Annotated in this window: 6 protein-coding genes and 1 pseudogene; 5 read left to right on the plus strand and 2 right to left on the minus strand. The window is 63.3% G+C overall.

All coding sequences use genetic code 11. From position 1 onward, the window contains the following. Positions 1 to 123 precede the first annotated feature (123 nt). The 4 genes and pseudogenes from VNH11_21885 (at position 124) to VNH11_21900 (ending at position 8,430) form a co-directional block, all read left to right on the plus strand. The gene (locus VNH11_21885) at positions 124 to 4,065 is read left to right on the plus strand and encodes an SUMF1/EgtB/PvdO family nonheme iron enzyme (GenBank protein ID HVA49029.1); all 3,942 of its coding nucleotides are present in this window, start codon (positions 124 to 126) and stop codon (positions 4,063 to 4,065) included. A 140-nt stretch (positions 4,066 to 4,205) separates the two neighbouring features. After that, complete coding sequence (locus VNH11_21890; GenBank protein ID HVA49030.1) at positions 4,206 to 4,655, plus strand: hypothetical protein; 450 nt, start codon at positions 4,206 to 4,208, stop codon at positions 4,653 to 4,655. Between the two features lie 15 nt (positions 4,656 to 4,670). Further along, complete coding sequence (locus VNH11_21895; GenBank protein ID HVA49031.1) at positions 4,671 to 7,220, plus strand: glycosyltransferase; 2,550 nt, start codon at positions 4,671 to 4,673, stop codon at positions 7,218 to 7,220. 1,120 nt (positions 7,221 to 8,340) lie between these two features. Then, positions 8,341 to 8,430: pseudogene (locus tag VNH11_21900) on the plus strand (transposase). A gap of 824 nt (positions 8,431 to 9,254) precedes the next feature. Here the strand turns inward: VNH11_21900 and VNH11_21905 are convergent. Together VNH11_21905 and VNH11_21910 are read right to left on the minus strand one after the other, a co-directional pair. Then, positions 9,255 to 10,811 carry a hypothetical protein gene (locus tag VNH11_21905; protein HVA49032.1) on the minus strand — a complete coding sequence of 519 codons (1,557 nt, stop codon included), beginning with the start codon at positions 10,809 to 10,811 and terminating at the stop codon, positions 9,255 to 9,257. A 243-nt stretch (positions 10,812 to 11,054) separates the two neighbouring features. Beyond that, the gene (locus VNH11_21910) at positions 11,055 to 11,333 is read right to left on the minus strand and encodes a hypothetical protein (protein ID HVA49033.1); all 279 of its coding nucleotides are present in this window, start codon (positions 11,331 to 11,333) and stop codon (positions 11,055 to 11,057) included. 461 nt (positions 11,334 to 11,794) lie between these two features. On the opposite strand from VNH11_21910, the gene VNH11_21915 reads away from it, so the two are divergent. After that, a complete protein-coding gene (locus VNH11_21915) occupies positions 11,795 to 12,445 on the plus strand; it encodes an RNase H family protein (GenBank protein ID HVA49034.1) in 651 nt (216 codons plus the stop codon). The last annotated feature ends 17 nt before the right edge of the window (positions 12,446 to 12,462 follow it).

Below are 12,462 nucleotides of genomic sequence, written 5' to 3' on the forward strand. Positions count from 1 at the left end.
ACGCGCGTTGAGGGACGACGGCCGCCCGCACGTCTACACAAACAGTTCGTCGTCACGTTTGCGCGTCTACTCGCTTTCGCTGGATCGACTATCTTATCGTAAAAGTGTAACCAAGTCGCGCGCGTGGAGGGCCGTGGGTCGCCCATCGGCTCCGCCGGCCGCGCTCAGCGGGAATTGCTGAGTCCCGAGCAAGCGCGGGGCGAGGCACACCGCGTCGACGGTCGCAGCGACATCTTCAGCCTGGGTGTCGTGTTCTACCAATTATTGACCGGACGCAGGCCGTTTCGCGCGGAGAACAGCCAGGGCCTCCGCGAGCAAATCATCCGCCTGGAGCCCAAGCCGCCTCGTCAAATCAACGACGACGTTCCCAAAGAGCTGGAACGGATCTGCCTTCGCGCGTTGGCCAAGCGGGCTAGCGACCGCTACACCACGGCCAAAGACCTGGCTGACGACTTAGGGCACTTTCTGGCCCTCTCGCCCCAAACGGCGCTGACGTACGATCGGGGCGACTTGCCCGCCAGCGCCGCCGCCGTGCTCGACCGCACCTCCACCAAAGTGGGCCCGCTGGCGTCCACGCCGCCCTCGGTGAGCCAGCCGATGCGGGTCGTCCCCAAAGGGCTTCGCTCGTTCGATGCGCACGACGCCGATTTCTTCCTCGATCTGCTTCCCGGCCCGCGCGACCGGAATGGGTTGCCCGGAAGTATCCGCTTCTGGAAAGACCGCATCGAAGACGCCGATGCCGAAAACTCATTTGCGGTCGGCTTGATCTACGGCCCGTCTGGCTGCGGCAAGTCGTCGTTGGTCAAGGCGGGGCTGCTGCCCCGCCTATCGGACGGCATCGCGCGGATTTACGTGGAGGCGGCGCCCGACGAGACCGAGGCGAGACTGTTGAGCGCGCTGCAAAAAAAGTTTCCCATTCTTTCCTCCTGCGCGAATCTGAAACTGGCGATTGCGGCTTTGCGGCGCGGCCAATGCGTTCCCGCCGGCCAAAAAGTGCTGCTGATCCTCGATCAGTTTGAGCAATGGCTGCACGCCGAGAATGACGCCGGCGAACTCGTGCCCGCCCTGCGACAATGCGACGGCGCTCACGTGCAGTGTCTGGTGCTCGTGCGGGACGACTTCTACGTCGCCGTAAACCGTTTTTTCCAACAGTTGGAAATTCCGATCGCGGAAGGCCACAACTACGCCTTGGTTGATCTGTTCGACCTGGACCACGCGGCCAAGGTCCTCGCGGCCTTCGGACGGGCGTACGGCAAGCTACCCCTCGACGGCAAACTCACCGCGCCACAGCAAGCCTTCCTGCGCAAAGCGGTCGGCGGTCTGGCGGAGGAAGGAAAGGTGATCAGCATTCGGCTGGCGCTATTTGCCGAGATGATGAAAGGACGGCCGTGGAGTCCAGAGAGCTTGCGCGACGTGGGCGGTACTCAAGGCGTCGGCCTGACGTTCCTGGAGGAGACGTTCAGCGTCAAGAGCGCGCCGCCGACGCACCGAGTACACGAGCAAGCCGCACGAGCGGTGTTGCAGGCACTTTTGCCGCACTCGGGGACCGACATCAAGGGACAAATGCAGCATTACGACAAGCTGTTGGAGGTCTCTGGTTACGCGGGCCGGCCGGAGGCGTTTCGGGCGTTGCTCGACGTGCTGGTGAAAGACGTTCGATTGATCGCGCCGGCGGAACGGGAAAGCAGCGGGGAGACGAGCGCCGCCGCCACGGATTCTTCGGGCGCCAAGTACTACCAGTTGACGCACGACTTCCTGGTGCCTGCGCTGCGCGATTGGCTGACGCGCAGGAAAAAAGAGACCCGCCGCGGGCGCGCGGAACTTTGCCTCGCCGAGCGAACAGAGATCTGGAATGCCCGGAAAGAGGTCCGACATCTCCCATCGCTCTGGGAGTATTTCACGATCCGTCTCCTCACGCGTAAAAAGACTTGGACGGGGCCCCAGCGGCGCTTGATCGCGGCCGCGACTCGACATTACCTGTTTGTCGGGACGGCTGCGGCCGTGCTGGCTGCGATCGCGCTGGCGGGCGGTTGGCAAGCGTGGCAGTGGAACCTCGACCAACAACAATCGCTCCAGGCCAGAGCACTTCTGGAGCGTGTGCTTGGCGCCGAGACTTCGCAAGTGCCTGAATTGCTCGTCGAGCTTGAGCCGTTTCGCAACCGCGTCACCTCCGATCTGCAAACGATCGTCGCCACCGCGTCGCCGGCCAGCAAGCAACGCTTGCACGCGAGCCTGGCGCTGCTGTCGAGCGATCCCGCCCAGGCCGCCTTGCTCCAGGAGCGATTGCTTCGTTCTTCGCCTCAGGAGGTCATGGTCATTGGAAGCGCTCTGGGCAAGCCGGCCAGCGAGTTCTTCTGGCAAGCCCTGGAAGGCGACCGCGATTCAGCCGACGAACGGTTTCGCGCAGCGGCCGCGCTGGCCCACCTCGCCGGTAACGACGCGCGGTGGACCAAGATGGCTTCATTCGTAACCGACAACCTGACCAGGCAAGACGCGCTGTTTCTGAACGGCTGGATTGACGCACTGCGGCCCGCCGGCGGAAAACTGGTCGAACCGTTGTGCGCGGTGTTTAGCGACACGAACCGCAGCTCTTTGGAGCGGACCCACGCGGCCCTCGCGTTGGCGGAGTTTGCCGCCGACGATCTGCCGAACCTGACGCAGTTGCTCGTCGAGGCCGACGCGGCGCAGTTCGCGGCGATTCTCCCAAAGCTTGAGCAACACCGTGAGGAAGCGATCCAACTGTTGAAGCCGATGGCTACGATGCCGCCCCAGGCCGTGCAGAAGCCCTTCCGCTCCGAGGTGCAGAAAGACGCCGCCGCAGCCAGACAGGCGAACGCCGCGATTGCCGTGGCCCTTTTGGACCGGGCCGATGGCCTTTGGCCCCTCCTTGGATACGAAGCCGATCACCGCTTGCGGACCTATCTCATCCACCGTATGGGACCGCTCGGTGTTGATGCGCGTCAGCTCGTGGAACGATTGGGTGTCGAGCCTGATTCGTCTGCGCGGCTCGCTTTGCTGCTGGCGATGAGTCGCCTTGCTCCTGACTCGCTGGCGGCCGGGCCGCGAACGACGGTGATCGAGACGGCCGCGGCACTTTACGAGGGCGATCCCGATCCGGGCGTTCACGCCGCCGCCGATTTCCTCTCGCGCCGCTGGAACGACGTCGATCGCCTCGGCGACTTGACCGCAAACCACGCTGACCCGCCGCAATCCTCCAAGCCCGCTTGGTACGTCGATCATCACGGCCACACGATGGTGGTGATACCGGGGCCCGTCACGTTCGAGATGGGCCCGCAGCCGGATGAGAGCGGGCACTACGAGCACAATGAAAAGCTGCACCTCGAACGGATTGGACGCCGCTTCGCAGTCGCATCCAAGGAGGTCGCCGTCGAGCAGTTTTTGCGCTATGATCCGAACCACCAGTGGGACGTCAATTACACCGTCAAGCCTTACGGCCCCGTCAACAACGCGAGTTGGTACGACGCGGCTAAGTACTGCCGCTGGCTGAGCGAACAAGAAGGCATTCCTGAGGACGAGATGTGCTACCCGCCGTTGCCGGAAATCAAGCCCGGCATGCGTCTCGCGGAAGGCCACGTGAGCCGCGCTGGCTACCGCCTTCCCACCGAGGCCGAATGGGAATACGTCTGTCGAGCAGGCGCCGCCACGTGCCGCTTCTTCGGAGAGTCGGAGGAATTGTTGAACGAGTACGCTTGGACTTTCCCCAACTCTCAGTTCCGTGGCCCCGATCGAATCGACTCGCGGTATCGCGCCCGCCCTGTCGGCATCCTCATGCCAAACGATTTGGGAATGTTCGACATTCTTGGCAACGTCTGGGAATGGTGCCAGGAGAGCTATCATGACTATATTGTTTACGACGATGGCCGACCGACCGACGACATGGAAGACCTGGCGGTGCTCGGCGAGGGCCAACAGGCGCGTGTCATGCGAGGGGGTTCGTTCCTTTACCAACCCAGGGATGCGAAGGCGGCTTACCGCGATTACCATCGGCCCGAGAGGCAGGCGCCCTACCTGGGTTTCCGCGTAGCGAGGACAATAAGACCGTAAATGAAGTATATGAACCGGCCGCAAGTGAATCGCGCATGAGGGCGCCGGTAAAAAAGAGGCATCGCGGAATTCACAAGAATTCCGGCGATCGGTCGTTTTTGTGCAACCCACTTTTGACATCTCTGTGAAAGGACCCTTCTATGGCTTCTCCGTTGTCACCCATTCAGATTCAGCATCTGCATCTTGCCGGCACGGTGTCCATTCCTCGGCACTTCCCCGAGCTGGGCCGAATCTGGTATTTACCGGAAGGCGCTGAGGACGACGATGAGAATCGCAAGACGCCGGTACTACGTGTAGAGCACGCACTGACCCACACTGCGAGTGTCACGCGCACCTGCTTGCTTGAGGAGGTGCGGGCGGTTTTCGTCCCCAAGAAGCCTTCCAAGGTCGATCTTAAGAAGGGTCGCTTCCTCTTGGGAGCGGAAATCGCAAATGCCTGGCCGCACCTCAAAAAGGACGCAGACGGCGCGGTGCTCGGCATCGTCCACGTCTTTGAAACGGCACGCACGCACACGGAAGTATCCATGGGCCTGACGGCAATTCAAAGCGTCGAATTTTCGCCCCCACAGGGCAAGCTTTGGTGTGAGTAAACGGGAGCGTGGCGGATGACCCACCCCACAGTCGACGTGATCGTGCTCAGCCGCGACGCCGGGCCGTTGCCGCCGGACCTTGAGTCCGCGCTACGGCGCCAGCAAGGGGTGCGCCTGATCGTCCACCGCGTCATCGGAGCGGCGGCGCCGACGGAGGCGAACCGCTGGCAAACGATCGCCCGCGCCAGAAACAACGGAAAATCAGCCGGCACTTCACCTTGGGTGATGTTCTTGGACGATGACGTGGTGCCCGACGCGTACTGCGTGCGCCGGCTACTTGAGGGCCTCCAGGCCCGCCCGGCCTATGGCGCGTTGGCGGCCGACTATCTGGGAGAATCAGGCGGCAACGTGCGCGGCCACGTTGGCATGGGCGCGACGCTTTTCCGCCGCGGCGTGCTGGCGCGGCTGCGCTTCCGCTGGCGCGCCGATCGTTGCGAATGTCAATGTTGTTGCGACGACTTGCGTGCCATGGGCATTGGCATCGCCTATTTGCCGGCGGCCAGAGCGCGGCACCTCGCGGCGCCTGGCAAACATTCTGCGGCGGGCATCGCACCTGCCGAAGAGCAACGGGTCGAACTGCACAAGCAAGAGGCGGGCTCAGTGTCTCTCGAGCGGCCCGAGCCATCGGCCGGCGACGCGCCTGCTGCGGGACACACGACTACCGCGGCGCCCCGCATACTCGCCGCGTTCGACCGCGCCCATTACGGTCTATTCCGCGGCCAGTTTCTCGGCTCGTTACGTGCTCGCGGCAATCATGAGCAGGTCACCGCGGTTGCCTACGGCCTGGATCCCGGCGAGCTGCACGTGTTGGCGTCGCAGCCGAACGTCGAGGTCTGTCCGATCGCGGCCAACGGCGTCGTGCCGGCCGTGCGGCGGCTCCACGATTTTCAGACCGTTTTGGAGCGGTTGCCGCGCGAAACTCCGGTTGCCTATTGGGACGCGGGCGACGTGGTCTTCCAGGACTCGCTGGCCCTGCTTTGGCAAGAAGTCGCGGCGCATCCGGATAAACTGCTTGCCGTGCGCGAGCCGCAGGGCCATCCGCGGAACCCGGTCGTCGCGGCTTGGACGCTTTCGATCCGCGACGCCCAAGCCCGCCGCCGCGCCTTTGACCTGCTTTCCACCAGGCCGTTTCTGAACTCCGGATTCGCGGCGGGCACGGCGGCGACCTTGCTGCGCTATCTGCGCGGGGCCGAGCGGCTGCGCGCTGGCCGCGAATTGGCCGGATCGGCCGATTGGGGCGACCAGACCGCATTGAACCTTTTTTGCCACCTGAATCCCCAAAGCTGGCGCGAAACTGAAGAGGGATGGAATTATTGCCTCTGCGGGCGACGGCGCGGCGAAGTCGCCCTCCACGACGACGGACGCTTCTTCAGTCGTCGCGGCACGTCCGTGCGCGTCGTTCACGGCAATGCGCACTCGATGGCCCAATACCTGCTTGCGCCTCAACTTCTCGGGCCACGCGAGTCGAGTACGGAGAAACAGCATGAACGCCCCATTTCAGGAGTGCCACAAGCCTCCCTGGCCGGCACCTCGGTGGAGCAGTGGTTATCGCTCTTTCGCGACGACGTGCCACGCGGGCTGCCGGACGGATGGGAGCGTTGCCGCGCCGTTTGGGAAGCCCATCGCCGATTGGCCCGTGAGTGCCTCAACTCCTTGCCCCGTTATCCGGAACAGTTTGACGGTCGCGGCATCGTGATCTGCGCCGGCGGCATTCGCTACTTTGTCTGCGCCTATGTCGCGGCCAAGATGCTCCGCCACCTCGGCTGCTCGTTGCCCATCCAGTTCTGGCACCTGGCCGATGAGATCGACGATGAGATGCGATCGCTGGTGGCGCCGCTCGGCGTGGCCTGCATTGATGCCGACGCCCTTAACCGGCGGCGCAGCCGACCTTACCGCATCCTGAAAGGGTGGGAGCTGAAATCTTTTGCCATCTTGCAATCTCCCTACCGGGAGGTGTTACTGCTCGACGCCGACAATGTACCGGTCGTCGACCCCAGCTTTTTGCTGGAGACTCGCGAGTTTCGCGAGCGCGGCGCGATCTTCTGGCCCGACGACGTGTTCCCGTTTGCGCCGAATTCGCCGGTCTGGGAAATCTTCGAGGTGCCGCCGCGCCATGAGCCGCAGTTCGAGAGCGGTCAATTGGTGATTGATAAGCGGCGCACCTGGCGGGCGCTGAACCTGGCCATGCACTACAACGAGCACTCTGACTTTTACTACCGCCACGTTCACGGCGACAAGGAAACGTTCCACCTCGCGTTCCTGCGAACCAACACGCCGTTCGCGATGCCTTCGAGGCCGGTCCACGGGCTGGCGATTCACGGTGTGCGTACCGCCTTCTGCCAGCATGATTTTGCCGGGCGGCGCGTATTTCAGCATCGCATCGGCGACAAGTGGCGCTTGGACGGCAAGAACCGCCACCTCGCCGACTTCTGGTTCGAGGATCTTTGCCGCTATTTTATCGACGAGCTTGCCGCGCGCTGGTCCGGGCGGCGCTCTGGTCGCCGCCGACTCGCGAGCACCGGCGCTGATCGCGGCCATACGATTGGTAATGCTCAGTTACCTTGAAAAACTCACGGCCCGTGCCGCTGTCGGCGGAGTCTGTGGAGGGAAGGGGGGTGACCAAGGAGAACGCCGAGCGGCTGCTCCTGGACCGGACACAGCGCCGGACTTCCAGGTTGCGCGGGCTGCTGGGTGTATGACAAGCGGCGACGTGCGGTGTAACAGTTTAGTTCCCTGACCGTGGCTTCGCGGCGGTGGGCAGCCCCTGGCCGCCCGGCAGAACCCGCCGTCCCCAGAAAACTGGGCTTGGGCGACTTCGCCCGGACAGGCTACGTTAGCGGCACCCGAGGAATGGATGCCCGATGAAGTTCTGCTTCTATCCAAAGCACGAGTACGCCTGTCGCAACGTAAGTCACGGCCCGCATGTGGGTGGAGCCTCGCTCGGTACGCTCGTCTTGGCCGCCAGTGATCACGACGATCACTTTAAAATGGTCTATGGCCAGTTGGATTTCGAGCGTGCGCGGAACACGGAGCTCGTCGCGGAAAACGAGCAACTCCGAAAGGAACGTGACCAACTCCGCCTGGAACTGAAGCTCGAAAGGCAAAATAAATTTGCCTGTGGCCACGATGACAAAAGCGAAGGCCAAAACGCGGACGCCCGTCAGACTGCCGCAACCCCCGATGCCAAGTCGGCACGCAAGCGCGGGGCGCCGGTCGGGCATCCGGGCTGGTTCCGCCCGACACCCACCGTCTACGATCAACTCGTTCTCGTCCCTCCGCCCGAGGCCTGCCCGCACTGCCAAGGCGCGGTGCGGCTTTATGAAAACGCCGCCCCACACGATCACTTCCAAGAAGACATCGTGGACCATCGACACCAGACGACGTGCTTCCGTCACGCGAGCGGACGTTGCCTTGGCTGCCGCCGGTTTGTCCAACAAGCCGGCCCCGGCGAAGTTCTGGGCAGCCGCATCGGGCCGCGCATGCGGGCCTTGGCCATCTATCTGAGAAATGACATTGGCATCAGCTACCGCAAGGTTCCGCAGGCGCTCGAGGAAATGTTGGGGTTTTCCTTCGTGCCGGCTTCGCTGATCGCTTTCGAAAAAGTGCTGGCCGAGCTGGTAGAACCCATCTCGGAAGACATTGCTAAAAAGATCGGCAGGCCCGGCTTCTACGGCATCACGGCGAGTGGCTGGTGTTCGTGGACGATCCGCGCGTTCCTCCGACGAACAACTTGGCTGAGCGGAAACTGCGGCCGTTGGTGGTGCTGCGCAAGATCACGTTCGGCCATCGCCAGGAGGCGGGCGGCAAGCGGATGGCCAAGATCATGACGGTCAAAGAGACGGCGAAAGCGCACGGGCACAAGGCCAGCGACTATTTCTACTATCTGCAGACGCATTCCGCGGAGCAGTCTTTACGGCGACTTTACAGCGGCCCTTGGTAAAGCTTCGCCGAACCGGTACGCGGGCCCCGTACACCAACCCGAAGCGCCAGCGAGGAACGTGAAAAGGCGGCAAAACCTCGCTTGCGCTTCGGGTTAGTGTGAAAATGGGAACGGGTTCGGCGAAGCTTGACGGCCCTTGAGGGCTCAGTGTGGCATTGGGCGCGGCGATTGAAAAGAAGTCGCCGCGTTGGCGTGCTGTTCCTTTGCAGCCGCCGGTGGTGCATGAGTAACGGCGCCGCGCCGATTCTGTCGGGACACCTCGCATCGCGAAGCGATTGCCGAGGCGTCGTCTGCTGCGCGTTTGCATCGAGTTTCTCTGGTGTGTTGTCGCGAGCGCGGCGGTTGACCGTGGCAGCGAGGCGTTCGATTGCCTGGCGCCGTGTCGCAATCTCTTTACACCGCCTCCCCCGGTGCCGATGCGCGGCCCGACCGCGCATCGCGGCCCGGCCACGGTCAGGAGGCTAAACTGTTACTTTCTGGCCTGCAGCCTAAGTGGCGGCAAACGCCCGAACAAGCCCAAGCGGGCCGCCGAATGGACGCCGCATACCGGGTCGTGTGTACCGTGTACCGGGCGCGGCGAAGGGCCGGGCGGAGGTCGTTCCGCCCGGCCCGGAATCGCCGGCTCTTATTGGCAAGACCGCTGGTTGCCAGCAACCGCGTCAGGGGCCAACGTTGTCGTCGCTGGTGGAGGCGTGGTTGCCCTTGATGACGGTTGAGGCATCGCGGCTGAACGTCCCCAGGGTGTAGACTCCTCCGCCGATGCCCGTCGCGCCCTCGGCCTCGTTCAGGGTCACCAGGTCCTTCGTCATCGCCAGGCTCGACGTGGCGTCGTTGTAGGCGCCGCCGCCCAGGCCGGCGCCGCGGTCGCCGCCGTCCGCCTCGTTCAGAATCAGGATGCTGCGGTCCACGGTGGTCGAGGCGTTGAGCAGGTTGGCGATGCCGCCGCCTTCGCCATTGCCGCCGCCGCCCCCCTGGGCCAGGTTGTCTTCGATCTCGCTGTGGCTGACGCTCACGGTGCTGATCGTGAAGTCGCCGTAGTTGGGGGAGTTGAACGTGCCCAGATAGTTGAAGATGCCTCCCCCCGCGCCGAGGCCGGCGAAGACCGCCCCGGCGCCGGCGGCCGTATTGTGGCTGCCGCCGCGTGCCCGATTGTGGTCCAATTCGCTGCCGCTGACGGTGGCCGTGCCGCCCGCGTAGTTGGCGATGCCCGCGCCGGCGCCGGCGCCGACCAGGCCCGCTACGCTGGCAGTGCCGCTGTTGTTGTCGCCGCCCTCAGCCTCGTTTTGGGTGAGGGTGCTGCCAGTCACCGTGAGCGTGTTCGGGCCGTAGAGGTTGCCGCCGTAGCCCGTGGCGATCGCGCCTCCCAGGCCCTCGCCGGCCAAAACCACGGCGCCGGCGCCGGCGTTGCCGCGGCCGCCCTGGACCTCGTTGTGGTCGAACGTGCTGTTGGCGATGGTCGCGGTCGTTCCCACCTCACTGTAGAAGCCGCCCCCCTCGGCGCCTCCGACGCCGACAATGTCCGTCGGATCGTTGACGATCGAGTTGTTTCCCCCGATCGCCTGGTTGTGGCTGAAGGTGCTGCCCGTGACGTTCATGCTAAAGCTGTTGGCAATCGCGCCGCCGAAGCCATAGTCGACGAACGGAGCCGCGTTGCTTACGCCGCTGTTGCCGTTGCTGCCGCCAAGGGCTTGGTTGTGGTCGAACGTGCTGCCGGAGATGGAAGTGGTGCTATCGTTCTGAATGGCGCCTCCTTGTGCGACCCCGACGAACGGCCCGGTCCCGCCGTTGCCGCCAATGGCCTGATTTCCGCTGAAGGTGCTTCCCGTGATCGTGGCCGACGCTGTTATGTAGATGATAAGACCGCCGCCCACGCTTGTGTTGCTGGGCGTGTTGTCGCCTCCGCGGGCGACATTGCCGTTGAAGGTGCTATCGGTGATGCTCGTAGGCACCGCGGTAAAAACGCCCCCGCCCCCGCCTGCACCGTCGCCGCTGTTGTCGCCGCCCCGCGCCACGTTGTCGCTGAACGTGCTGTCGCTGATCGTGGCACTACCCGCCAGGATGTAGACGCCGCCGCCGATCGCGTCGCCAAAAGCCGACGCGCCGCTGCCGCCCAGCGCCTGGTTGCCACTGATCTGACTGTCGGTGATCGTCAGGTCGCCGCCCAAGCTCCGCAGGGCACCGCCCCGCGCACCGTTGGTGGCACTTTCGTAGGCCACGTTATTGCCTTATAGCGGGAGAGAAAGCGGTTACTGAGGATATAGCCTCTGAGCGTGCTGAAGAATTGAGCACTACGGCCAACTGGTGGTCTACTCGAACCTCGCCGCGCACGGCTGCCGCAAATTTGCGCCAGCCGATGAAACACGAGGTTTTTGCCCTCGATTGACCTGATAGAGGGTTTTTTGGCGGCTGCTCAAATGATGTGCATAGTGGTCATCTGGCTGCCTGTTCTTTGAGCACTTCTATTGTTCGTGCGGCGAACCAGCCCGCCGGCGTTCGTCGAGCTGGTGTGACAAACCGAAAAGATCCGGTCCCAAACCAACGGCGCGGTAGAACAACGGAAACGATGCGGGGCAGCGCCCGCCGCAGATCCATGCCAAGCCAGCCGCGCGGTAGAACGAGAAGAATGACAGAAAGATTACAGACAAAAAAATGAACGCGACGGTCGTGAATCCAAAATCGAAAATCGAAAATCCAAAATCCAAAATCACCCACCCCCCCAGATTTACCGTTGCGGCCACGGTTTCAAAGGCGGAGTTGGCATTGCCGCAACCTGTTTGAGGCAATGGCTTTAGAACAAGGATTCAACCTGATGCGAGTTTTATTTTGACAACGGTAATTGTTTTTCCGCAACGGTAATTCCGCGGGCGGCAATTCCGCCGAACCGCCGGCCGTTCGGCTGCTGAAAACGCACGGCCGGGCGGAGATGAGAAAACGAAAACGGCGGTCCGCCGCCGTTCGTGACGAGTCGGGCAGCACGACGCTCAAGCGTCGCGCCGGGTCTTTGACAACTTGATAACGACGCGTTCCGCATGGATCGGCGCGGTTTCGAGGTCCAAAATCGCAACGGCCAACTTGCCGCTACCAACCGAACAAAGCGAATCGGGCTGGCTAAATTGCTCGTTCTGCGGCGAGCTTGCCGATAAGCGAAAGCAGACCAGCGCACCGCTTGAACTCGAACAGCACAGGACGCCTATTCGACATGAGCATTCCAGCACCGCATTTCCTCCTCTTCAGCGAGGCGAGGGGGAAAAAAAGGCAGGGCCAATGGAGGTTTGTCCTGCAAGCGGCCGACGGATCGGCGACCTTCGAAGCTGAGGATTTAGAGCCTGAGATCGGCGGCGAACGGCTGGAACTGTTGGCCGTCATCCGCGGTCTCGAGGCCCTCGATCAACCCTCACGAGTCACCCTGTTCACGCCCAGCAAATACGTCAGCCGCGGCATCGCCTACGGTCTCGAAGAGTGGCGCCGCAACGGCTGGAACTGGGAGTGCTTCGGCGAAATGGTGCCGGTGAAGAACCGCGACCTCTGGCAGCGGCTCGACCAAGCACTGAATTATCACAGCATCGAGTTCCGCACTCAGAGGGCCGGCGAAGCTGAAGCCGCCGAGGCCTCCGTAGTGAGCGCCCTCGGTGACGCCACGGGCGACCTGGCGCCGCTTCCCAAAGCCCTCACCGCCCAAGGCAACGGCATCGCCGACAAATCGGCTGTCACCGTCAAAAGCCGCTCGCCAGTGAGCGGTCGCTGGCTCGCCGCCCGACTCGGCCGCTCACTGCGCGAACGTGCGGAAAGCTGGAAGCTACGTTGCGGCCAGCTTGGAACCGCCTTGTTTCCCACGCCTTGGCTCGAGTAGCCGACGCAAAAATGGCC

It is taken from the genome of Pirellulales bacterium, from assembly GCA_035533075.1.
Lineage (GTDB): Bacteria > Planctomycetota > Planctomycetia > Pirellulales > JAICIG01 > DASSFG01.